This is a genomic window from Nocardiopsis halophila DSM 44494 (genome assembly GCF_000341245.1).
GTDB classification, from domain to species: Bacteria; Actinomycetota; Actinomycetes; order Streptosporangiales; family Streptosporangiaceae; genus Nocardiopsis_A; species Nocardiopsis_A halophila.
This window is the reverse complement of sequence record NZ_ANAD01000196.1, coordinates 1-21,801: the sequence shown is the minus strand read 5'-3', so window position 1 is coordinate 21,801 and position 21,801 is coordinate 1. Positions and strand designations below refer to the sequence as shown.

The window sequence follows — 21,801 nt, the reverse complement described above, 5'->3', positions numbered from 1 at the left end:
GTCAGCCCAGGCCCTCGCGCCACAGGCGCTCCATCTTGCGGCGGTCCCGCTTGGTGGGGCGCCCGGCACCCCGTTCCCGGCGGGGCGGGGGCGCGAACGCCTGCGGCGGCGCGGCCGCGGTCGGCTCGGGCGTGTTGTCGACGTAGCACCGGCGGGCGATGGGCGCCCCCACCCGCTTCTCCAGGACGTGGGCGACCTCGACCACGCGGGTGGTGCCGTGCAGCCGGACGCGCACCTCGTCGCCGGGGCCGACGGCGGCCGCGGGCTTGGCCGGGCGGTCGTTGAGCCGCACGTGCCCGCCGCGGCAGGCCTGCGCGGCCTCGGCCCGCGTCTTGACCAGCCGGACCGCCCAGAGCCACTTGTCGATGCGGGTGCTCTGCGGCCCCTGCGGCAGCGGGGGCCCGTCGGCGTCGGCGGGCTGGTCGGACACGGTGCGCCCCTTCCTGCTCGGCGGTCCTCGGGCGGCACGCGCCCTCCCCCGAATGCTAGGCGCTCCCCTCGCCGTCCGGCCACGCCGCCGTGGGGCCCTCGTCGGCGGAGGAGGGGACCCAGGCCCCGCTGGGCTCCGGTTCGGCGGGGGCGCCCGTCCCCTCGTTCGGCTCCTCGGGCTCCTCCCCGTGCGGCTCCTCCGGCGTGTAGTCCGGGGTCTGCTCGGGCGTCTCCTCCGGGGCCTCCTCCGGCGTCCCTTCGGGATCCGGCTCAGGCGTGCCGACGGGGTCGCCGGCTCCTTCCGGCGTCGGCTCCCCGCCCTCCCCGGGGGCCTGCGGCTCCTGCCCGGGGTCCTGTTCGGCCGGGGCGGTGTCCCGCGCGGGGACGGCGTCGGGCAGGGTCCACCACCCCGCCTGCGGGAGGCCGTTGGCCAGCACCCACGCGGCACCGCCGACCAGCAGCACCGCCAGGACGGCCAGGACCACCGCGCCCGCCGGCCGCCGCCGGCGCCGTCCGCGCCCCCGCGCTTCCCGGGGCGCGGTCGCGGTCGGCCCGGTGGGCGGTTCTGCGGGCGGCGCAGTGGACGCGTCCGGGGCCGTCCCACCGGAGGCGAGGGGCGCCGTCGGGGCGGGCGCCAGGGGGACCGTCGCGACCACCGTGCGGCCCGCCGCCGCCGAGGCCCCCTCCCGGAGCACCTCCGTGACCGCCTCGGACGACGCCTCGGCCTCCGGCCCCGGGTCCCGGCCCACCAGCGCGCCCAGGACGCGCACCGCGGTGGGCCGCCGTGCCGGGTCCTTGTCCAGGCAGGCCTGCAGCAGCGGCCGCAGCCGCTCGGGCACCGCCTCCAGGTCCGGCTCCTCGGTGACCACCCGGTGCAGCACCTCGTGCACGCTGTCCCCGTCGAAGGGGCCCCGGCCCGACGCGGCGAAGGCGATCACCGCCGCCCAGGCGAACACGTCCGCCTCCGGCCCCACGCGCGCGCCCCGGATCTGCTCGGGCGCCATGTAGGCCGGCGTGCCGGTCACCGATCCGGTCTGGGTGAGGGTCGCATCGCCGGTCCGGGCGATCCCGAAGTCGATGACCCGCGGCCCGTCCGGGCCCAGCAGCACGTTGGCCGGTTTGAAGTCCCGGTGCACCACCCCTGCGCTGTGGATCGCCACCAGCGCGGTCGCCGTGGCCACCGCCAGCCGGTCCAGGGACGCCCCGGTACGCGGCCCCTCCTTGTGCACCGCAGCGCGCAGCGTGGGGCCGCGCACGAACTCGCTGGCGATATAGGGGGGATCGCCCTCCACGTCGGCCTCCACCACGGCCGCGGTGCAGAACGGCGCCACGCGGCGCACCGACTCCAGCTCCCGTGCGAAGCGCGCGCGCTGCAGGTCTCCGCCCTCCCAGGAGCCGGACAGCACCTTGACCGCCACCTCGACCCCGTCGGGGCCGGTGCCCAGGTACACGGTCCCCTGGCCGCCGCGTCCGATCTGGTCCGTGATCCGGTAGGGCCCGATCCGCTCGGGCATCCCACCGCCTTCTCCTCCGGCAGGTGTCGTCATCGCGCCTTCCCCTCACTCCGCTTCTGCCTCCATAGGACGTCGGTAGCGGCGCGCTCCTCCTGTGCCGAACGGCGACACTTGCCTTACCCCTCAGCTCCGCAGCAGCGGGACCAGGGCCGAGACGTCGTCGGAGGGCTCCGCACCCTCGCCGAGCGAGGCGGTGCCGCCGCGCGTGGAGTACTCGCTCACCGGTTTCGGCCGCTCCCTCGACACGGCGCCGGGACCCCTGGGCGACTGGGGGGAGGAGCACAAGGAGCGCATCGAGGAGCTGCACTCCTGACCCCCGGAAAACCTTTCGACGCCCCGCCGCCGCGCTGGCAGGCTGACCGCCATGGGCCACATCGACGTCGCAGGCGTCTCCTACCGGCTCCCCGACGGGGGAACTCTGCTGGACGAGGTCTCCTTCCGGGTGGGCGACGGCATGAAGGCCGTGCTCGTCGGGGCCAACGGGAGCGGCAAGACCACCCTGCTGAGCATCATCGCCGGGGACGCCGAGGCGCACGAGGGCGCCGTCACCCGCAGCGGGCGGATCGGCGTGATGCGCCAGTTCATCGGCTCCCGGGCGGCCGGGGCCCTGCCCGCGGACGCGACCGTGCGGGACCTGCTGCTGTCGGTGTCGGCGCCGGGCGTGCGGCGGGCCGGCCGGGAGCTGGACGCCGCCGAGGCGGCCATGGTGGAGGACGACACCGAGGCCGTGCAGCTGCGCTACGCCCAGGCCCTGTCCGACTGGTCCGACGCCGGGGGCTACGAGGCCGAGGTGCTCTGGGACGTGTGCACCGTCGAGGCGATCGGCCTGCCCTACGCCCGCGCCCACCGCCGCGGGCTCGGCACGCTCTCCGGCGGCGAGCAGAAGCGCCTGGTGCTGGAGGCCCTGCTGCGCGGCCCCGACGATGTGCTGCTGCTCGACGAGCCCGACAACTACCTGGATGTTCGAGCAAAGCGCGAGTTGGAGGAGCGGCTGCGGGCCACCCCCAAGACGGTGCTGTTCATCAGCCACGACCGGGAGCTGCTGGCGGCCACCGCCACGCACGTGGTCACCCTGGAGGGCGGCAAGGGCGCCGGCGCGTCGGCGTGGGTGCACGGCGGCGGCTTCGAGAGCTACCACCGGGCCCGCGAGGACCGGCACGCCCGCTTCGCCGAGCTGCGCCGCCGCTGGGACGAGCGGCACGCCCGGCTGAGCGCGCTGGTGCGGCGGCTGCGCCAGAAGGCCGCGAACAACGACGACATGGCCAGCCGCTACCGGGCGGCGCAGACCCGGCTGGCCCGGTTCGAGGAGGCCGGGCCGCCGCCCGAGCCGCCCAGGATCCAGCGCATCGACATGCGCCTGCGCGGCGGGCGCACCGGCGTGCGCGCGCTCACCTGCACCGACCTGGAGCTGACCGGCCTGATGAGGCCGTTCACCGCCGAGGTGTTCTACGGCGAGCGGATCGGGGTGCTCGGCTCCAACGGGTCGGGAAAGTCCCGCTTCCTGCGGCTGCTGGCCGACGAGGGGGCCGTGGAGCACACCGGAACGGCCCGGCTCGGCGCCCGGGTGGTGCCCGGGCACTTCGCCCAGACCCACCACCACCCCGAGTGGAACGGGCGCACGCTCGCGGCGATCCTCGAAGAGGACCACGCCCTGCCCCTGGACCTGGCCGCACCGGCGCTGCAGCGCTACGAGCTCGTGCACCGGCGCGACACCCGCTTCGACTCCCTCTCCGGAGGGCAGCAGGCGCGCTTCCAGGTGCTCCTGCTGGAGCTCTCGGGCGCCACCATGCTGCTTCTGGACGAGCCCACCGACAACCTGGACGTGGAGTCCGCCGAAGCCCTGGAGGCGGCTCTGGAGGGCTTCGAGGGAACTGTGCTCGCCGTCACACACGACCGCTGGTTCGCGCGCTCCTTCGACCGGTTCCTGGTGTTCGGAGCGGACGGAGGGGTCTACGCCTCGGACGATCCGGTGTGGGACGAGGGGCGGGTGCGCCGGGTCCGCGCGTGAGCAGTGGGACAGAGCACTGGAAAACCCCGCTAGAGTGGTGTGCAGCGGACGCGGGGCGCCCCGGAGGGGTGTGACGGCGTCGATGGTCCTGTGGAGCAGTTAGGAGTGCTCGCCACCCTGTCAAGGTGGAGGCCGCGGGTTCAAATCCCGTCAGGACCGCACAGCGGAGGCCCGGAACCGGTCGGTTCCGGGCCTTTCCCGTGTGCGCGCCCCGTGCGGGCACCGGCCGGCCCTCAGGACTCGGCGGTGCGGAACGCCCGCGAGGTGTACAGCGCCACCGCCAGGGCCACCGCCGCCAGCAGCACGAAGCCGATGGTGTAGGCCCCCGTGGCCTGGTAGACGCCGCCCATCAGCAGCGGCGGGAAGTAGCCGCCCAGGCCGCCGGCCGCACCCACCAGGCCGGTCGCCGTGCCCACCCGGGAGGGCTCGACCAGCGTGGCCAGGAGCGCGAAGACGCCCCCCGTCCCCAGCCCCAGGGCGAAGGCGATCAGCACGAAGGACAGGCCCGCCGGGAACTCCGCGGGCGGGTGGAACGCCAGGACGACGGCGAACACGCAGGTCCCCAGGAACGAGGCCAGGCAGACCCGTACCGGCCCGACCCGGTCCGAGAGCACGCCCCCGACGGGGCGGGCCACGACCGCCACCAGGGCGAAGCCCGCGGTGCGCAGCCCGGCCTCGGTCTGGGCGAAGGCGTAGGCCGTGGTCAGCAGCGTCGGCATGTAGGTGGTGAAGGCCACGAAGCCGCCGAAGGCCAGGGCGTACAGCAGGGCCATCTGCCAGGTCGCCTTGAGGCGCAGGGCGTCGCGCATCCGGGGCAGCACCGGCTCGGTGCTCGGGGTCCACGACGGCGCGTCGCGGCTGAACGCCCACATGACGGCGCCCATGGCCGCCAGGGCGGCGCACATCGCCAGGTGGGTGGCGAACAGCCCCAGCGCCTTCACCAGGTGCGGGGTGAGCAGCGCCGAGAGCGCGGTCCCGCCCATGCCCGCGCCGAACACGCCCGTGGCGAAGCCGCGCCGCTCGGGCGGGTGCCAGGCGTTCACGAACGGGATGCCCACCGCGAAGGAGGTGCCGGCGATGCCCAGGAAGAACCCCCACAGCAGGAGCATCGGATAGGAGCCGCCGGAGACGCCGACGAGGAAGGTCGGCACGATGCTGATGAAGCAGACCGCGGTGAACATCGCCCGTCCGCCGATGCGGTCGGTCAGCGCCCCGACCGGGATCCGGCCCAGCGACCCCACCAGCACCGGGACCGCGACCAGGAGCGAGGTCTGGGAAGGGGAGAGCGACAGCTCCTCGGTGTAGGTCTTGGAGAGCGGGCCCACCAGGTTCCACGCCCAGAACGTGAGCGCGAACGCCGCCGTCGCCAGGGCGAGGTTGCCCCCGGCGGTGCCCCGGGCCGCCGCCCGCCCCCCGGTCCTGCCCGCGGTCCCGTTCATGCCGACGCCCCTCCCCGAGATGGTTCCGGATGAATTCAGGCTAAGCCGGAACGGTGTCGCCGCCCCGCAGGACCGGGACCAGTGGACCTGGCGTGTCGCGCAAATGCTTTGAGATCTTCGACGGAAGTGGTTGCATTTCCAGGGCGCGCGGTCTCGGGAAATCCGGTGCAATGCAAACGGCAGGTGAGATTCATGTCCAGTAACGGTAAATCCGCTGGTCGATCCGGTAGCGCCGGGGATCTCCTGCTGCGGATCGGAACGTATCTGACGCGGACCCCCGCCACCGCGGATATGCGGGCCGAGTTCAAGGCGGGCGGCCGCGAGGGAGACGTGTTCTACCGTGACCGCTGGAGCCACGACAAAGTCGTGAGATCGACGCATGGCGTGAACTGCACCGGGTCGTGCTCGTGGAACGTCTATGTCAAAGACGGGATCATCACCTGGGAGACCCAGGCCACCGACTACCCCTCGGTGGGCCCCGACCGCCCCGAGTACGAGCCGCGCGGCTGCCCCCGCGGCGCCGCCTTCTCCTGGTACACCTACTCGCCCACCCGGGTCCGGTACCCCTACGCCCGCGCCGTGCTGGTGGGCATGTACCGCGAGGCCCGCGAGCGCCTGGGCGACCCGGTGGCCGCCTGGGCCGAGATCACCACCGACCCCGACAAGCGCCGCCGCTACCAGTCGGCCCGCGGCAAGGGCGGCCTGGTGCGCGTCACCTGGGACGAGGCCCTGGAGATCGCCGCCGCGGCGCACGTGCACACCATCGCCGCCCACGGCCCGGACCGCATCGCCGGGTTCTCGCCCATCCCGGCCATGTCCCAGGTCTCGCACGGCGTCGGGGCCCGGTTCGTCAATCTCATCGGCGGGTCGATGCTGTCGTTCTACGACTGGTACGCCGACCTGCCCGTGGCCTCCCCGCACGTCTTCGGCGACCAGACCGACGTCCCGGAGTCGGGCGACTGGTGGGACGCCGCCTACCTGGTGCTGTGGGGCTCCAACGTCCCGGTCACCCGCACCCCCGACGCCCACTGGATGGCCGAGGCCCGCTACCGGGGCCAGAAGGTGGTGGTGGTCGCCCCCGACTACAACGACGCCGCGAAGTTCGCCGACGAGTGGGTGGCGCCCCACCCGGGCACCGACGGCGCACTGGCCCTGGCCATGGGGCACGTGGTCCTGCGCGAGCACTTCGCCGACCGGCGAACCCCGGCCTTCGACTCCTACGTGCGCACCTACACCGACCTGCCCTTCCTGGTCCGCCTGGAGGAGCGGGACGGGGTGCGGGTGCCCGGCAAGTTCCTCACCGCCGCCGACCTGGAGGAGACCGCCGGCGAGGCCAACGCCGCGTGGAAGCCGCTGCTGGTCGACGAGGAGACCGGGCTGCCCTACGTCCCCGGCGGCACCCTGGGCCACCGGTGGGGCGAGGAGGGGGCCGGCAAGTGGAACCTGCGCACCGGCGGGCGCACCCCGCTGCTCACCTTCCACGCCCCCGGCGCCCCCGCCGCCGAGGTGGCGCTGCCCCGCTTCGACACCGCCGACGGGCACGGGCGCGAGATGCGCCGCGGGGTCCCGGTGCGCACCCTGGGCGGGCACACCGTCACCACCGTCCTCGACCTGATGATGGCCCAGTACGGGGTGGGGCGCGAGGGGCTGCCGGGGACCTGGCCGGTGGGCTACAACGACCCCACCCAGCCCTGCACGCCGGCCTGGCAGGAGGGCCTGACCTCGGTCCCGGCGGACCGGGCGGTGCGCATCGCCCGGGAGTTCGCCGCCACGGCCGAGGCCAGCGGCGGCCGCGCCATGATCGTGCTGGGCGCCGGCACCAACCAGTGGTTCCACGGCGACACCATGTACCGGGCGTTCCTGGGGCTGCTGCTGCTCACCGGCTGCCAGGGGGTCAACGGCGGCGGGTGGGCGCACTACGTGGGCCAGGAGAAGTGCCGCACCAGCGCGGGGTGGGCCGCCTACGCCTCGGCGATGGACTGGGGCCGGCCCGCGCGCTTCATGGCGGGCACCGCCTACTGGTACACCCACACCGACCAGTGGCGCTACGACACCTACGGCGCCGACGCCCTGGCCTCCCCGCTGGGGACGGGCTCGGTGGCCGGACGGCACACCGCCGACCTGGTGGCGGCCTCCGCGCGGATGGGGTGGATGCCCTCCTACCCCACCTTCGACCGCAACCCGCTGCGCCTGGCCCGCCAGGCCCGCGAGGCGGGCAAGGACCCCGCCGAGTACGCGGTCGAGGAGCTGGAGGCCGGACGGCTGCGCTTCGCCGCCGAGGACCCCGACGCGCCGGAGAACTGGCCGCGCGTGCTCACCGTGTGGCGGTCCAACCTGCTCGGGTCCTCGGCCAAGGGCAGCGAGTACTTCTCGCGCCACCTGCTGGGCACCGACTCCTCGGTGCAGGGCGCGGAGGCGGGGACCGCCCACCGCCCAGCGGAGGTGCGGTGGCGCGAGCCCGCGCCGCAGGGCAAGCTCGACCTGCTGCTGAGCCTGGACTTCCGGATGACCAGCACCACGCTGATGTCGGACATCGTGCTCCCGGCCGCGACCTGGTACGAGAAGCACGACCTGTCCACCACGGACATGCACCCCTTCGTGCACGCCTTCACCCCGGCCATCGACCCGCCCTGGGAGGCGCGCACCGACTTCGACGCCTTCCACGGGCTCGCGCGCGTGTTCAGCGGCCTCGCCGAGTCCCGGCTCGGCGCCGCCGAGGACCTGGTCGCCGCCCCGCACGCCCACGACACCCCGGGGGAGATGGCCCAGCCGGGGGGCACCGTGCCGGACTGGAAGCGCACGGGCGAGCGCCCCGTGCCCGGACGCACGATGCCGAACCTGGTGGTGGTGGAGCGCGACTACCCGGCGGTGGCCGAGCGCCTGGCGGCNNNNTCCTTCACCCCCGACCGCGAGGTGGAGTGGCTGCGCGAGCGCAACGGCGCGGTCCAGGGGGGCGTGGCCGACGGCCGGCCGCTGCTCGACACCGACGTCAAGGCCTGCGAGATGATCCTGGCCCTGTCCGGGACCTCCAACGGGAGGCTGGCCGCCCAGGGGTTCGAGCGGCTGGCGGAGCGGACCGGGACCGACTTCTCCGACCTCGTCCACGCCGGCGCCGAGCGCCGCGTCGTCTTCAGCGACACCCAGGCCCGCCCGACGACGGTGGGCGCCAGCCCGGAGTGGTCGGGCAAGGAGGCGCCCGACCGCCGCTACTCGCCGTTCACCGTGAACGTGGAGAACGCCAAGCCCTGGCACACCCTCACCGGGCGGCAGCACTTCTACGTCGACCACGACTGGATGCTGGAGTTCGGCGAGGCGCTGCCGGTCTACCGGCCGCCGCTGGACATGCACCGCCTCTTCGGGGAACCGGCCCTGGGCGCCGGAGGGGAGCGCGAGGTGTCCGTGCGCTACCTGACGCCGCACTCCAAGTGGTCGATCCACTCCGAGTACCAGGACAACCTGCTGATGCTGACGCTCTCCCGCGGCGGCCCGGCGCTGTGGATGAGCCCGGCCGACGCCGAGGCGATCGGCGCCCGCGACAACGACTGGGTCGAGGCCGTCAACCGCAACGGGGTGATCGCGGCCCGGCTGGTGGTCTCGCACCGCATGCCGGCCGGGACGGTGTACATCTACCACGCCCAGGAGCGGGTGGTGGACATGCCCAAGACCGAGACGACCGGGCGCCGGGGCGGCATCCACAACTCCCTGACCCGTCTGCTGGTCAAGCCCACCCACCTGATCGGCGGCTACGCCCAGTTCAGCTACGCCTTCAACTACATCGGACCGACCGGCAACCAGCGCGACGAGGTCACCGTCGTGCGCAAGCGCACCGGCGAGGTGGAGTACTGATGGCCATCGGACGCGTCATGGCCCAAGTGGCCATGGTGATGAACCTGGACAAGTGCATCGGCTGCCACACCTGCTCGGTCACCTGCAAGCAGGCCTGGACCAACCGCAGCGGTGTCGAGTACGCCTGGTTCAACAACGTCGAGACCCGCCCCGGCCAGGGGTACCCGCGCCGCTACGAGGACCAGGAGCGGTGGAAGGGCGGGTGGGTCCGCACCCGCTCGGGCCGGCTCAAGCTGCGCGCCGGGGGCCGCCTCAAGAAGCTGGCCACCCTGTTCGCCAACCCGGTGATGCCCTCCGTCCACGACTACTACGAGCCCTGGACCTACGACTACGGCCACCTGATCACCGCCCCGCTGGGCGACGACATCCCGGTGGCCCGGCCGCGCTCGCTGCTGACCGGCGAGCCGATGCAGGTCTCCTGGAGCGCCAACTGGGACGACGACCTGGCCGGCGGCCCGGAGCTGGCCTCCCAGGACCCGGTGGTGCAGCGGGTCGGCGACAAGGTCCGCTTCGAGTTCGAGCAGACGTTCATGTTCTACCTGCCGCGGATCTGCGAGCACTGCCTGAACCCCTCGTGCGTGGCCAGCTGTCCGAGCGGGGCGATGTACAAGCGCGTCGAGGACGGCATCGTCCTGGTCGACCAGGACAAGTGCCGGGGCTGGCGGATGTGCGTGACCGGCTGCCCGTACAAGAAGGTCTACTTCAACCACAAGACCGGCAAGGCCGAGAAGTGCACGCTGTGCTATCCGCGGATCGAGGTGGGCATGCCCACCATCTGCTCGGAGACCTGCGTGGGGCGCCTGCGCTACCTCGGCGTGGTCCTCTACGACGTCGAGCGGGTCGGGCCGGCCGCGGCGGTCGAGGACGAGAAGGACCTCTACGGCTCCCAGCTCGGGGTGTTCCTCGACCCCGACGACCCCGAGGTGCAGGAGGCGGCCCGCCGCGACGGCATCCCCGAGGCCTGGCTGGAGTCGGCCCGCAGGTCGCCCGTGTACGCGCTCATCGCGCGGCACCGGATCGCCCTGCCGCTGCACCCGGAGTACCGCACCCTGCCCATGGTCTGGTACATCCCCCCGCTCTCACCGGTGGTGGACGCGGTCGGGGCCGCCGGCCACGACGGGGAGGACGTGCACAACCTCTTCGGCGCCATCGACGCCCTGCGCATCCCCGTGGAGTACCTGGCCGAACTGTTCACCGCGGGCGACCCGGGGCCGGTCGAGCACTCCCTGCGCACCCTGGCCGCCGTGCGCTCCTACATGCGCCGGATCAACCTGGGCCAGGAGCGCGACGAGTCCATCGCCCGGGAGGCCGGCACCACCGGCGCCCGCGTCGAGGAGCTGTACCGGCTGCTTGCGCTGGCCAAGTACGACGACCGCTACGTCATCCCCACCGCCTACGGCGTCGACGACGCCGACCGGGGGGTGATCGAGGAGATCGGGTGCAGCCTGGACTTCGAGTCCGGGCCGGGCATGGGCGGGATGGGCCCGGCGCACGGCCGCGCCCCCGCGCCTCCGTTCGGGGAGGCCTCCGGGCGGCCCGACCCGGCCAGTGTGGAGACCTTCCACGCCCTCAGGACGCGCCAGAGCAGCGACGCCCCCGCCGACCGTGCCGACCTGAAGGGCCGGGTGAACCTGTTGAACTGGGACGGAAACGGCCGGCCCGAAGGGCTCTTCCCTCCGCGAGGGGAGGAGCGGTGATGCGCGCACGGGACGCCGCGGTGGTCCGGCGCGCCGCCGCCCTGCTGCTGGACTACCCCGACCGGGGCATGCTGGAGCGGCTGCCGGCGGTACGCGCGGCCGTGGAGGAGCTGCCCGCCGGACCGGCGCGTGAAGGGCTGGCCGCGTTCTGCGCCCACGCCTCGGCGGCCGGGGAGCTGGAACTGGGCGCCCACTACGTGGAGACCTTCGACATGCGCCGCCGCCGGGCGCTGCACCTGACCTTCTACACCGACGGGGACACGCGCAGGCGCGGGCACGCCCTGGCCCGACTGAAGGAGATCTACGCCGGGTGCGGCTGGCGGCCCGGACCGCAGGAGCTGCCGGACCACCTGTGCGTGGTGCTGGAGTTCGCCTCCCGGGGCGACACCGAGTGGGGCGAGGCGCTGCTGCGCCGCTTCCAACCGGGCCTGGAGCTGCTGCGCGCGGCCCTGCACCGGCACGGTACGCCCTACGCCGGGGTGCTCGACGCGGTCGCGGCGACCCTGCCGCCCCCGGCGGCGGCCCAGCGGAGCCAGGCGCGCCGCCTGGCCGAGCAGGGGCCGCCCGCCGAGGACGTGGGCCTGGAGCCCTACGGGGCGCAGCGCACCCCCGTCGATCTGGGGATGCCGGGGGTGGGAGCGCCGTGAGCACGGTCGAGCTGATGCTGTGGGGCGTCCTGCCCTACGTCGTGCTGGTGCTCTTCGTCGGCGGTGCCCTCTGGCGCTACCGGTACGACCAGTTCGGCTGGACGACCCGCTCCTCCCAGCTCCAGGAGTCCCGGCTGCTGCGCATCGGCAGCCCGCTGTTCCACTTCGGCCTCCTGGTGGTGATCGTCGGCCACGCGGTCGGCCTGGTCGTGCCGCGGGAGTGGACCCGAGCGGCCGGGGTCTCCGACGCCGCCTACCACGCCGTGGCCCTGGGGCTGGGCGCCGTCGCCGGGCTGTGCACCCTGGCCGGGGTGGCGCTGCTGGTGTGGCGGCGCCGCACCACCGGGCCGGTGTTCAGCGCCACCACCGCCAACGACAAGGTGATGTACCTGGTCCTGGTGCTGGCGATCGTCGCCGGGCTGGCCACCACCCTGGTCTCCACGGCCGCCGAGTTCACCGGTGCGCACGAGCCGGACTACCGGACCACGGTCTCGGTGTGGTGGCGGAGCATATGGGTGCTCTCCCCGGACGTGCCGGCCATGGCCGCCTCCGGCGCCGCCTTCAAGGTCCACGCCCTGGTCGGGATGGCGCTGTTCGCGCTCTTCCCGTTCACCCGGCTGGTGCACGCCTTCAGCGCGCCGTGGTTCTACCTCTTCCGGCCCTACGTGGTCTACCGCTCGCGGGACGGCCGCACGGGCCCGGCGGTGCGCGCGACACGACGGGGATGGAGCTGACCATGGAGGACCTGCCGTCGATGCCCCTGGAGGAGTGGGCGGCGACCAAGGAGACGCTGCACCGGTTCGAGCAGATCGTGGGCAAGATCCGGCTCGCGTCCAGCCCGCGACGCAACCACTGGTGGCACGTGCCCTTCCGGCTGACGGGGACCGGGATCACCACGCGCCCGATGGGGGTGGTGGACGGCAACCCGCTGTTCACCGTCGACTTCGACTTCGTGCGCCACCGGCTGACCGCCCGCACCGAGGAGGGGCGCGAGGCCTCGTTCCCGCTGGCCGGGCACAGCGTGGCCTCCTTCTACCGGGAGGTGCTCGCCGCCCTGGACAGCCTGGGCGTGCACGTGGAGATCGCCCGCCCCTACCCCTACGACCTGCCGGACGCGGCGCGGCCGTTCGCCGAGGACACCGAGCACGCCGCCTACGACCCGTTCTGGGCGAACCGGTACTGGAGGGTGCTGGGCCGGGTGGGCGGGGTCCTGGAGGAGTTCGCCGCGGGCTACTCGGGAAAGACCAGCCCTGTGCACCACTTCTGGCACACCTTCGACATCGCGGTCACGCGCTTCGGGGGCGGCGCGGTGCGCCACCCCGAGGAGGCGGGGCCGCTTATCCGCGAGGCCTACTCCGAGGAGGTGGTCAGCTTCGGGTTCTGGTTCGGCGACGAATCGGTCCCCGAGCCGGCCTTCTACTCCTACACGGCGCCCGAGCCCGAGGGGCTCACCGGGGCGCCGCTCCCCGACGGCGCCGAGTGGCTGGACGGCGCGCACGGGCACCTGGCGCTGCTGCGCTACGGCCGGGCGCGCGCGGCGGCCGACCCGCGTGCGGCGGTGCTCTCCTTCTACCAGGCGGCGTACGAGGCGGGGGCGCCGCTGCTCGGGTGGGACACCGCGGGCCTCGCCTGCCCGGACGGGGTGACCGACCCCGACGACAAGCTGAGGAGCAACTGGTGGCAGACGTGAGCCTGACGGTCACCGACGTCCCGGCACGGCGGCGCTACGAGGCGCGGGACGCGGACGCCGGGGACGCGGTGGCCGGATTCGCCGAGTACCTGCTGGCGGGGGAGATGGTCGTGTTCACCCACACCGAGGTGGACCCGGCCTACGAGGGGCGCGGCGTGGGGAGCGCGATCGTGCGCTCCTCCCTGGACGACGTGCGCTCGCGCGGCATGGTGGTGCTGCCGCTGTGCCCCTTCTACAAGGGGTGGATCGAGCGCCACCGCGAGTACGCGGACCTGGTCTACAAGCGCCCGGAGAGCACGGCGACCGACTGACCGCCGACTGACCCTCCGAACAGGACGGGTGACCCTGCGGAGGAGATCAGGGCGGCGGACCGGGCGTGAGGTCACAGAACGGTAGTCATCCGGCAACGCGTGCGGGAATCCGGTGTTCCCGCCCGGTACAGGGGTACTGAGGCCAGTTGCCCACCTCACTCCCCCTGCAAGCAAAGGAGCCCCAGGGTTTTGGAGACCGTAAACGACCTCCTGGTGAGCGCCACCGACGCGTTCTGGATGTACCTTCTCATCCCCCTGCTGGCCCTGTTGAGCCTCTACTTCACCGTGCGGCTCGCGGGCGTGCAGATCCGCCTGGTGCCGGACATGGTCCGCCAGCTGCGCGGAGAGCCGGAGACCGCCCCTGACGGCAAGAAGGCGATCTCCCCGTTCCAGGCCTTCTCCATCTCGGCCGCGGCGCGCATCGGCACCGGCAACATCGTCGGCGTCGCCGGCGCGATCGCCGTCGGCGGCCCCGGGGCCGTCTTCTGGATGTGGATCATGGCCCTGCTCGTGGGCGCCGCGAGCTTCGTGGAGTCGACCCTGGCGCAGCTGTACAAGGTGCGCGACTCCACCGGGTTCCGCGGCGGCCCCGCCTACTACATGCAGCACGGGCTGCGCGCGCGCTGGCTCGGGGTGGTCTTCGCCATCCTGATCACCATCACCTTCGGGTTCGTGTTCAACGCGGTGCAGTCCAACACCATCTCCGGCGCCGTCCAGAACTCCGTCGAGGTGACCGGCGCGTCGGTCCCCGGCTGGCTGGCCCCGGCCATCGGCGCCGTCCTGGTCGCGGTCACCGCGCTGGTCGTCTTCGGCGGCGTGCGCCGGATCGCCCACGTCACCCAGGCGCTGGTGCCCTTCATGGCGCTGGTCTACATCCTCATGGCACTGGCGGTGGTCGCCCTCAACACCGACCAGATCGTGCCCGTCTTCGTGCTCATCTTCGAGAGCGCCTTCGGGCTGCGCGAGGTCGCCGGGGCCGCCCTGGGCACCGTGATCGTGCAGGGCGTCCGGCGCGGCATGTTCTCCAACGAGGCCGGCCTGGGGTCGGCCCCCAACGCCGCCGCCAGCGCCTCGGTGAGCCACCCGGCCAAGCAGGGGCTGGTGCAGACGTTCGGCGTGTACTTCGACACGCTGGTCATCTGCACCATGACCGCGTTCCTGATCCTGGTCTCCGACCCGGTCTACGGCGAGGAGCGCGGCCCCTCCATGACCCAGGACGCCTTGCAGGCGAGCCTGGGCGGCTGGTCCGTGCACGCGCTGACCTTCGTCCTGCTGCTGCTGTGCTTCAGCTCGGTGCTGGGCAACTACTACTACGGCGCGGCCAACGTGCGCTTCATGAGCGGCAGGCCGCAGGTGATGCTCGGGTTCCAGCTCGTCTTCCTGGTCGCGACCTTCCTGGGCTCCATCGGCCAGGTCGCGCTGGTGTGGAGCCTGGCCGACACCACGATGGGCCTGATGGCGCTGGTCAACCTGGTGGCGCTGGCGCCGCTGGCCGGCGCCGCCGTGCTGGTGCTGCGCGACTACACCGACCAGCGCAAGCAGGGAGTGGACCCGGTCTTCACCCGTGACCGGATCCCGCAGATCCCCGGTGTGCAGTGCTGGGAAGGCGAGGGCGAAGAGGTCGAGACGCTGCGCTGACCGCCTCTCTTCCGCCCAGGGCGCCCCTCTCGCGGAGGGGCGCCCTTCGCGTTCGCCGGGGCGCCGGGGCCGGGGAATCCGGCAAAGCGCGGATAAGGCGACGAACCATGGCAAGCCGGACGGCGGGATGATGCCGGAACCGTCCCGACTCGCTAGTGTTCTTCATCACATCTGTGTGCCTGTTCCCAGGGGGACTGGATGACCATCGTCTCGATCGAGCCCGCCACCCCGGACCGCTGGAACGACCTGGAGCGCATGTTCGGCCCGACCGGCGCCTACGGGCACTGCTGGTGCGCGTTCTTCCGCCGCCGGGCCAAGGACTTCTCCGAGAGCCTGTCCTGCCCGCCGCCCGAACGGGGGCGCACCAACAAGGAGACCCTGCGAAGACTCACCCTCGACGGCAGGATCCCCGGGCTGATCGCCTACGACGGCGCCGAGCCGTGCGGCTGGGTGGCGGTCTCCCCGCGCGACGCGTTCATCCGCCTGTCCCGCTCCCGCGCGCTGCGCCCCGTCGACCCCGACGAGCCCGGCGTGTGGGCGGTGGTGTGCTTCTGGCTCCCGCCGCGCCGGCGCAAGCACGGGCTGGGGACCCGCCTCCTGGACGCCGCGATCGAGTACGCCCGCGCCGAGGGCGGGCGCGTCCTGGAGGGGTACCCGGTGGACACCGCAGGCGGGCGCGCGCCCAGCGCCGAGGTGTACACCGGAACCGTGCGCATGTTCCGCAAGGCGGGGTTCGGCTGCGGCCCGCACCCCGTGAGCGGGCGCCCCATCGCCCGCCTGGACCTCAAGGAAGGGTGAGACGCCGGGGGTACCCGCCCGGGGTAGGCCTCACCCCTCGGCGAGGCCGCGGATCCCGTCGACGGTGGCCCGCATGCCCTCTTCCAGCATGGTCAGGCGCTTCTCCAGGATCCGGCGCGCACGCTCGGGCCGCTCGGCCGCGAGCTCGTCCATCGGTCCGGGGTCGGGGCCGACGGCCATCGACTGGCGCAGCACGGTCCCGCCGTCCTCGGCGCGCAGGTCGAAGCGCCAGGTGGCGACCCGGCGCCCGTCGGGGAGCAGGACGTGCCAGGCGAAGGCGTGCGGTTCGTCGGCCTCCGCCACCTCGCTGGTGGTGGTCCACTCGCCCATGTGCTCGTTGTGGTTGCGGCCCGAGAAGCGCGCCCCGACCCGGGGGCCCTCGGCTCCGTCGAGCCATTCGGCGCTCTGCAGCTCGCCGCTGAACCGCGGCGGAACGGTGATGTCCGAGGCCAGGGCCCATACCCGTGCGGGGGAGGCGGAGATGTGCGCCTCGACCGCCACCGTCCGGTCCTCAAGGGAGTACATGGGGGAAATGTAGCCGCCGCCGCGCCGGCGCCGGGGGCGGACCCCGGTTCTTTTCATACCCTAGGGGGGTATGGTACCAATGGGGGTGAGGGAGAACGCCGTGCGTGGGCCCCCGGTGATCCCCGATGATCAGGGGTAGAGGAGACGACAGGAGAGCGGCATGAGCGGAACCGATCGGGTGGAACTGGCCATCACCGGCATGACCTGCGCCTCCTGTGCGAACCGGATCGAGCGCAAGCTGAACAGGATGGACGGCGTCACCGCCACCGTCAACTACGCCACCGAGAAGGCGCAGGTCACCTACGCCGACGGGGTCGCGCCCGAGGACCTGGTCGCCCAGGTGGAGAAGGCCGGGTACGGCGCGGCGCTGCCCGCCCCGGCCGCCGACGGCAGCGGCGGCGAGGAGGCGGACGCGGCCGGGGACGACCCGGTACGGCCGCTGCGCGAGCGCACGGTGGTCAGCCTGGCGCTGTCCGTCCCGGTGATCGCCATGGCGATGTTCCCGGTCCTGCAGTTCACCTACTGGCAGTGGCTGTCGCTGACGCTGGCGGCCCCCGTCATCGTGTGGGGGGCGCTGCCCTTCCACCGGGCCGCCTGGAAGAACCTCAAGCAGGGCGCGGCCACCATGGACACCCTGGTGTCGATGGGCACCCTCGCCGCCTTCCTCTGGTCCCTCTACGCCCTGTTCCTCGGCACCGCAGGCGAGCCGGGCATGGTCCACCCCTTCGAGCTGACCGTCGCGCGCAGCGACGGCGCCTCCGACATCTACCTGGAGGTCGCCGCGGGCGTCACCTCCTTCATCCTGCTCGGGCGGTACTTCGAGGCCCGGTCCAAGCGCCGCGCCGGGGCCGCCCTCAGGGCGCTGATGGAGATGGGCGCCAAGGACGTGGCGGTGCTGCGCGGCGGGACCGAGCGGCGCGTGCCCATCGGGGAGCTGGCCGAGGGCGACCTGTTCGTGGTGCGCCCCGGTGAGAAGATCGCCACCGACGGCGTCGTGGAGGAGGGCACCTCCGCGGTCGACATGAGCATGCTCACCGGCGAGTCGGTGCCGGTGGAGGCGGCCCCCGGGGACCAGGTGGCCGGGGCCACCGTGAACTCCGGCGGACGGATCACCGTCCGCGCCACCCGGGTCGGCGCCGACACCCGGCTGGCGCAGATGGCCCGCATGGTCGAGGAGGCGCAGAACGGCAAGGCCGAGATCCAGCGCCTGGCCGACCGGGTCTCCGGGGTGTTCGTCCCCGTCGTCATCCTGCTGGCCGCCGGGACCCTGGCGTTCTGGCTCGCCACCGGGGCCGGGGCGGCCGCGGCGTTCACCGCGGCGGTGGCGGTGCTCATCATCGCCTGCCCCTGCGCCCTGGGCCTGGCCACCCCGACCGCGCTCATGGTCGGTACCGGCCGCGGCGCCCAGATGGGCATCCTCATCAAGGGCCCGGAGGTGCTGGAGTCCACCCGGCGCATCGACACCGTCGTCCTGGACAAGACCGGCACCGTCACCACCGGCACCATGTCCCTTTCCGGGGTGCACGTGGCCGAGGGGGAGGACGAGGAGCAGGTGCTCCGCCTGGCCGGGGCGCTGGAGGACGCCTCCGAGCACCCCATCGCGCGGGCCGTCGCCGAGGGCGCCGCCCGGCGCGCGGGGGACCTGCCGGCCGCCGAGGGGTTCGTCAACCAGGAGGGGCTGGGCGTTCAGGGCGTCGCCGAGGGCCGCAAGGTCCTGGTCGGCCGGACCGCGCTGCTGGAGGAGTGGTCCCTGTCCCTGCCCGAGGACCTGCGCCGGGCCAAGGAGGCCGCCGAGGCCGAGGGCCGCACCGCCGTGGCCGTGGCCTGGGACGGCGCCGCACGCGCCGTGCTGACCGTCTCCGACACCGTCAAGCCGACCAGCGCCGAGGCGGTGCGCCGCCTCCGCGGCCTGGGGCTGGCCCCGGTCCTGCTCACCGGGGACAACCGGGCGGTGGCCGAGGCCGTCGCCGCCGAGGTCGGGATCGACCGGGTGGTCGCCGAGGTGCTGCCCCGGGACAAGGTCGAGCAGGTGCGGCGTCTGCAGGCCGAGGGCCGCGCGGTGGCCATGGTGGGCGACGGCGTCAACGACGCGGCCGCCCTGGCCCAGGCCGACCTCGGGCTGGCCATGGGCACCGGCACCGACGTGGCCATCGAGGCCGGCGACCTGACCCTGGTCCGCGGGGACCTGCGGGCGGCGGCCGACGCCATCCGGCTCTCCCGCCGCACACTGTCCACCATCAAGGGCAACCTGTTCTGGGCCTTCGCCTACAACACCGCGGCGCTGCCGCTGGCCGCCGCCGGGCTCCTCAACCCGATGATCGCCGGCGCGGCGATGGCCTTCTCCAGCGTCTTCGTGGTCGGCAACAGCCTGCGGCTGCGCCGGTTCCGGGCCGTGGACCCCTCCTGATTCCGGCCCGTCCGCAACCCGAATGTCCAGCACAGCGCGCCCCCGCGGTCACGGACCGTGGGGGCGCCCCTGTCGTTCTGGGCCCCGGACCGCTACCGTTCCTCGCGCCCCCCGGCGAGCGAGTGCGAACGGAACCGTGAATTGGCGACCGGCTGCCCCCACCTGGAGCTCTACGACCCCGGCTTCCACGCCGACCACCACGCCGCCTACGCGCGCATGCGCAAGGAGCACGGCCCGGTCGTCCCGGTCATGCTCGAACCCGGCGTGGAGGGACGGTTGGTGGTCGACTACGCGCTCATCACCGCCTGGTGCCGCGACGAGCGCACGTTCAGCCGGGACGCCCGCCGCTGGAAGGACTGGCGCGAAGGGCGCATCCCCGACGACTCCTCCCTGCTGGGGATGATGGGCCACCGGCCCAACGCGCTGTTCTCCGACGGCGAGGAGCACCGGCGGGTCCGCCGCGCAATGGTCGACTCCCTGGCGCCCTTCGAGCCCGGGAAGGTCGGCGCCCAGGCGCGGGCCGTCGCCGAGCGCCTCGTGGACGGCTTCTGCGCGCGCGGCGAGGCCGAACTCATGGAGGAGTTCGCCCGCCCCCTGCCGCTGCTGGTCATGAACGACATGTTCGGCATGGACGCCTCCTCCGGCCGCCGCTTCTTCACCGCCCTGCGCGACATGTGGGACGGGGTGGACGCCGAGCGGGCCAACGCCGAACTGGAGTCGGTGCTCTCGGCCCACATCGACCGCAAGCGCGCGCACCCGGGCGAGGACGTCACCAGCGCCCTCATGCGGCACCGGGCCGGGCTCAGCGACGAGGAGGTCCTGCAGCACCTGGTGCTCATGGTCGGGGCCGGGCACGAGCCCAGCGCCTCCCTGCTGTCCAACGCGGTGCGGGTGCTGCTCACCGACCGCGCGCTGAGCGAGGACCTGGCCGGCGCGCGCACCGGCATCGGCGAGGCGATCGACCGCGTCATGTGGAGCGCGCCCCCGGTCACCAACTACCCGGTGATGTACCCGGTGCGGGACGTGGAGGTCCCCGGCGGCGGCACGCTGCCCGAGGGCACCCCGGTGCTTCTGGGCTTCGCCGCCGCCAACCGCTTCCTCGCCGAGGAGTACGCCCAGCGCCTGGAGGACGCGCCCAACCGCGCCCACCTCGCCTGGGGCGTGGGCGCGCACCGCTGCCCGGCCAAGGACATCGCCACGGCCATCGCCGTGGCCGGCATCGAGGTCCTCCTGCGGCGCCTGCCCCGGCTGCGGCTGGGCACGGCGCCCGAGGAGCTGTCCTGGAGGATCTCCCCCTTCGCCCACGCCCTCACGCGGCTTCCCGTCGCTTTCGACCCCCAGACCCCGGTAGAGGAAGGAACGCCGTGGACCCCGTCCGACTCGTCACCGGAGACCTCCACCCCCAAGCCGCCCGGCTCCGCGAGACCGGAGCCGTCGTCCCTGTCGAACTTCCTGGTGAGGTTGCTGCGTGGTCGGTGACCCGCTATGACGCGGTGCGCGAGGTGGTCACCCACCCGGATGTGAAGAAGAACCCCGTCCACTGGCGGGCCTGGCGGGAGGGGCGGATCCGCCCCGACTGGCAGCTGATCTCCTGGGTCGCCGCCGAGAACATGCTCGCGCGCGACGACGAGGACCACACCCGGCTCCGCAAGCTGGTCTCGAAGGCCTTCACCCCGCGCCGCGTGGAGGGCATGCGCACGCGGATCGAGGCGCTGGTGGCCGAACTGCTGGACGCGATGGCCGCCGGCGGGCCGGTCGCCGACGTCAAGGCCGACTACGCCTACCCGCTGCCGATGACGGTGATCAGCGACCTGTTCGGGGTGGACGGCGGCGCCCGCGACGAGCTGCACCGGCGCATCGGGATGATGTTCGACCAGACCATCACGCCCGAGCAGGCGCTGGAGAACCACGAGGGCACCCAGCGGTTCCTGGCCGACCTGGTGGCGCGCAAGCGCGCCGCCCCGGGCGAGGACATGACCAGCGCGCTCATCGCCGCACGCGACGAGGACAACGACCGGCTCAGCGAGTCGGAGCTGGTGTGGACGCTCATCCTGATCATCGGCGCCGGGTTCGAGACCACCATGAACCTGCTGACCAACGCGGTGCAGGCGCTGCTGACCCACCGGGACCAGCTGGAGGCGCTGGTGCGCGGCGAGCGCCCGTGGAGCGACGCGGTGGAGGAGACGCTGCGCTGGAACACCTCCATCCAGAACGTCCCGCTCCGCTTCGCCGCCAAGGACCTGGTGATCGACGGCACCACCGTCCCCGAGGGCGACGCGCTGCTGGTGTCCTACGGCTCCGCCGGGCGCGACCCCCGGCAGCACGGCGGCACCGCCGACCGCTTCGACATCACCCGTGAGGACAAGTCCCACGTGTCCTTCTCGCACGGCCCGCACTACTGCCTGGGGGCCAACCTGGCCCGGCTGGAGCTGGGCACCGCCCTGCCCGCGCTCTTCGCCCGCTTCCCCGGCATGGAGCTCCTCGACACCGAGCCCGAGCAGGTGCCCTCGATCGTCTCCAACGGCGTGGCCGCGCTGCGGGTGCGCCTGGGCGGGGCGGCACCGGCCTGAGTCCGGTCCGGCCGCGTCCTGTCCGGAACCGGACACCGCCTGACGGGTGCGCACGATGTCCTTCGTCGTGCGCTTTCGTGGCGTTGCGGGGGATTTAGACTCGCCAGGTGACGGCACGGCCGCGGCGGCCGCGGCCGCGAGGACCCGAGGAAGCCCCACCCATGAGTTCAGAGCAGACCGCGCCCGGCCACCTGCTGGCCGGGCGCTACCGCCTCACCGAGCTGATCGGCGCGGGCGGCATGGGCCGCGTGTGGCGCGGCACCGACGAGCTGCTCGACCGGC

The 21,801-nt window shown here is 73.5% G+C and carries 16 protein-coding genes, 1 tRNA gene and 1 pseudogene; 14 read left to right on the top strand and 4 right to left on the bottom strand.

Going from position 1 to position 21,801, the window contains the following annotated elements:
* Position 1 precedes the first annotated feature (1 nt).
* A complete protein-coding gene (locus D450_RS0122290; protein ID WP_017540854.1) occupies positions 2-430 on the bottom strand; it encodes an RNA-binding S4 domain-containing protein in 429 nt (142 codons plus the stop codon).
* 55 nt (positions 431-485) lie between these two features.
* Complete coding sequence (locus tag D450_RS34310; protein ID WP_051063638.1) at positions 486-1,943, bottom strand: serine/threonine-protein kinase; 1,458 nt, start codon at positions 1,941-1,943, stop codon at positions 486-488.
* Between the two features lie 193 nt (positions 1,944-2,136).
* Between D450_RS34310 and D450_RS34890 the strand changes: the two are divergent.
* From D450_RS34890 to D450_RS0122265, 3 genes and pseudogenes are all read left to right on the top strand, one after another.
* Positions 2,137-2,256, top strand: a pseudogene (locus D450_RS34890) (winged helix-turn-helix transcriptional regulator); the annotation flags it as partial.
* 51 nt (positions 2,257-2,307) lie between these two features.
* Complete coding sequence (locus tag D450_RS0122270; RefSeq protein ID WP_017540851.1) at positions 2,308-3,951, top strand: ABC-F family ATP-binding cassette domain-containing protein; 1,644 nt, start codon at positions 2,308-2,310, stop codon at positions 3,949-3,951.
* An 84-nt stretch (positions 3,952-4,035) separates the two neighbouring features.
* Positions 4,036-4,110: transfer RNA gene (locus D450_RS0122265), tRNA-Asp, on the top strand.
* 74 nt (positions 4,111-4,184) lie between these two features.
* Here D450_RS0122265 and D450_RS0122260 read toward each other — a convergent pair.
* Positions 4,185-5,390: an MFS transporter gene (locus tag D450_RS0122260; protein WP_017540850.1), complete on the bottom strand. Its 1,206-nt coding sequence runs from the start codon at positions 5,388-5,390 to the stop codon at positions 4,185-4,187.
* A 192-nt stretch (positions 5,391-5,582) separates the two neighbouring features.
* On the opposite strand from D450_RS0122260, the gene D450_RS0122255 reads away from it, so the two are divergent.
* From D450_RS0122255 to D450_RS0122220, 8 genes are all read left to right on the top strand, one after another.
* Positions 5,583-9,236 (top strand): nitrate reductase subunit alpha, encoded by a 3,654-nt coding sequence (locus tag D450_RS0122255; protein ID WP_026128709.1) that lies wholly within the window; start codon positions 5,583-5,585, stop codon positions 9,234-9,236.
* Positions 9,236-10,933: a nitrate reductase subunit beta gene (gene narH, locus D450_RS0122250; protein ID WP_017540848.1), complete on the top strand. Its 1,698-nt coding sequence runs from the start codon at positions 9,236-9,238 to the stop codon at positions 10,931-10,933. Before D450_RS0122255 ends, narH begins: the two co-directional genes overlap by 1 nt.
* Positions 10,933-11,580: a nitrate reductase molybdenum cofactor assembly chaperone gene (gene narJ, locus D450_RS0122245; protein WP_017540847.1), complete on the top strand. Its 648-nt coding sequence runs from the start codon at positions 10,933-10,935 to the stop codon at positions 11,578-11,580. Before narH ends, narJ begins: the two co-directional genes overlap by 1 nt.
* A 14-nt stretch (positions 11,581-11,594) precedes the next feature.
* Positions 11,595-12,314: a respiratory nitrate reductase subunit gamma gene (narI, locus tag D450_RS0122240; protein ID WP_039820827.1), complete on the top strand. Its 720-nt coding sequence runs from the start codon at positions 11,595-11,597 to the stop codon at positions 12,312-12,314.
* A complete protein-coding gene (locus tag D450_RS0122235; protein ID WP_017540845.1) occupies positions 12,305-13,270 on the top strand; it encodes a DUF5996 family protein in 966 nt (321 codons plus the stop codon). Before narI ends, D450_RS0122235 begins: the two co-directional genes overlap by 10 nt.
* Positions 13,258-13,581, top strand: coding sequence for a GNAT family N-acetyltransferase (locus D450_RS0122230; protein WP_017540844.1), 324 nt, complete (start codon positions 13,258-13,260; stop codon positions 13,579-13,581). The genes D450_RS0122235 and D450_RS0122230 overlap by 13 nt, the downstream gene beginning before the upstream one ends.
* Positions 13,582-13,770: 189 nt before the next feature.
* Positions 13,771-15,219 (top strand): alanine/glycine:cation symporter family protein, encoded by a 1,449-nt coding sequence (locus D450_RS0122225; protein ID WP_017540843.1) that lies wholly within the window; start codon positions 13,771-13,773, stop codon positions 15,217-15,219.
* A 198-nt stretch (positions 15,220-15,417) separates the two neighbouring features.
* Positions 15,418-16,017 carry a GNAT family N-acetyltransferase gene (locus tag D450_RS0122220; protein ID WP_017540842.1) on the top strand — a complete coding sequence of 200 codons (600 nt, stop codon included), beginning with the start codon at positions 15,418-15,420 and terminating at the stop codon, positions 16,015-16,017.
* 30 nt (positions 16,018-16,047) lie between these two features.
* Here D450_RS0122220 and D450_RS0122215 read toward each other — a convergent pair whose 3' ends face one another.
* Complete coding sequence (locus D450_RS0122215; RefSeq protein WP_239647491.1) at positions 16,048-16,542, bottom strand: SRPBCC family protein; 495 nt, start codon at positions 16,540-16,542, stop codon at positions 16,048-16,050.
* A 160-nt stretch (positions 16,543-16,702) separates the two neighbouring features.
* Between D450_RS0122215 and D450_RS0122210 the strand changes: the two genes are divergently transcribed.
* The 3 genes from D450_RS0122210 to D450_RS0122200 all read left to right on the top strand — a co-directional run bounded on the left by D450_RS0122210 (position 16,703) and on the right by D450_RS0122200 (position 21,519).
* Complete coding sequence (locus D450_RS0122210) at positions 16,703-18,949, top strand: heavy metal translocating P-type ATPase (protein ID WP_017540840.1); 2,247 nt, start codon at positions 16,703-16,705, stop codon at positions 18,947-18,949.
* Positions 18,950-19,090: 141 nt separating this feature from the next.
* Positions 19,091-20,428 (top strand): cytochrome P450 family protein, encoded by a 1,338-nt coding sequence (locus D450_RS0122205; RefSeq protein WP_017540839.1) that lies wholly within the window; start codon positions 19,091-19,093, stop codon positions 20,426-20,428.
* Entirely contained in the window at positions 20,425-21,519 is a 1,095-nt protein-coding gene (locus tag D450_RS0122200; RefSeq protein ID WP_017540838.1) for a cytochrome P450 family protein, read from the top strand. The genes D450_RS0122205 and D450_RS0122200 overlap by 4 nt, the downstream gene beginning before the upstream one ends.
* Positions 21,520-21,801: the final 282 nt, after the last annotated feature.